The following is a 1,783-nucleotide window of genomic DNA, read 5'->3' as shown; positions in this document are numbered from 1 at the left end:
GGCGTGCGGGGCTGCTCGGTGAGCACCTCCTGCACGCGGCGGACCTCCACGCCGAACAGGTGACCGGCGAGGGTGAAGGTGGCGTACTGCGTGGACACGTCAGACCCCCAGTCGAGAGGAAGCGGCGGCGTACTCGTTCTGCGCCTGCTCGGTGAAGAAGTTCGGGTCGGCGGCCAGGATGGCCGCGCGCACGTCGAGCAGCTCGGTCACGCGGTCGCGGATGACCGCGGAGCCGACCAGGCCCGCGTCGTCGATGTCGCTGCGCGCGTCCTGGCCCGAGACGATGTCGACGATCTCGTCGACGACGATCGCCACGGAGCGGCCGCGCGCGGAGTACACCACGCCCGGCAGCGAGGTGAGCTCCGGCTCGTCGAAGCCGCGCATGCTGCCCAGGTGGTTCGACAGGCGCACCAGGGGCAGGATCTCCCCGCGGTAGCGGACGACCTCGCGGCGGCCGACGCGCTCGATGGACTCGGTCTTGAACTCCTCCAGGCGCGTGACGACGTCCAGCGGGATCGCGACCCGGCGGTCGTCGCCCAGGCCGACGACCAGCAGGCGCTGGCCCTCGCCGGTGGCGGCGCTGGCGGTGGCGGCCTCGGCGGCGGCGTGCTCGAGCCCGTCGGAGCGCATGGTGCGGCGCGCCAGGGACTGCACGTCCAGGATCAGCGAGACGCGCCCGTCGCCCAGGATCGTGGCGCCGGCGTAGCTGCCGATGTTCTTCAGCGCCCCGGACAGCGGCTTGACGACGATCTCCTCGGTGTCCAGGACGCGGTCCACGACCATGCCGAAGCGGCGGCCGTCGCACTCCAGGACGGCGATGACGAGCTTGGAGGGCAGCTCCACGTCCGCGGGGCGCTTGAGCTCCAGCGCCTCCTCCAGGCGGATCAGCGGCAGCAGCGCACCGCGCAGGCGGTACACCTTCGCGCCGCCGACGTCCTCGATGGCCTTGGACATGCGCTCGGTGTCGAGGCTGACGAGCTCCAGCAGGTTCACCTGCGGCATCGCGTAGCGCTGGCCGGCGCACTCGACGGTCAGGGCCGGCACGATCGCCAGGGTCAGCGGGATGCGCAGGCGCCAGACGGTGCCCTGGCCGACGACGGACTCGACGTCCACGGAGCCGCCGATGCGCTCGATGTTCGTCTTGACGACGTCCATGCCGACGCCGCGGCCGGAGACGTTGGTGACCTTGGCGGCGGTGGAGAAGCCGGGCAGGAAGAGGAACTGCAGGACGTCGTTCGGGGTGAGCGCCTCCAGCTTGGCGGCGGAGACCAGGCCCTTCTCGACGGCCTTGGCGCCGATGACGGCCGGGTCGATGCCCTTGCCGTCGTCGCGGACCTCGACGACGACCTGGCCGCCCTCGTGCGCGGCGCGCAGCTTCAGGGTGCCGACCTCGTTCTTGCCGGCGGCGCTGCGCACCTCCGGCGGCTCGATGCCGTGGTCGACGGCGTTGCGCACGATGTGGGTCAGCGGGTCCTTGACCGCCTCCAGCAGGGTGCGGTCGAGCTCGGTCTCGCCGCCCTCCATCTCCAGCTTGATCTTGCGGCCCAGCATGTTGCCGAGGTCGCGCACGACGCGGGGCAGCTTGGACCACAGGTGGTCGATGGCCTGCATGCGGGTGCGCATGACCGTCTCCTGCATCTCGCTGGCGACGAGGTTCAGGCGGTGGCAGGCGCGGGTGAGGTCCTCGTCGCGCAGGGTGCCGGCGCGCTGGAGGATCTGGTTGCGGGCCAGGACGAGCTCGCCGGCCTGGCGCACCAGGGACTCCAGCAGCTCGACGTCCACG

1 protein-coding gene is annotated in these 1,783 nt (G+C 71.8%); it reads right to left on the bottom strand.

Annotated features, from left to right (window positions below; all coding sequences use genetic code 11):
• Window positions 1-99: 99 nt before the first annotated feature.
• Window positions 100-1,783, bottom strand: a 1,684-nt coding sequence (locus tag GTR00_RS20130) for a chemotaxis protein CheA (RefSeq protein ID WP_166613313.1), incomplete at its 5' end; no start/stop codon positions are given.

The organism is Kineococcus indalonis (genome assembly GCF_009906395.1).
Classification (GTDB): Bacteria; Actinomycetota; Actinomycetes; order Actinomycetales; family Kineococcaceae; genus Kineococcus; species Kineococcus indalonis.
This window is presented reverse-complemented; position numbering and strand designations above follow the sequence as displayed.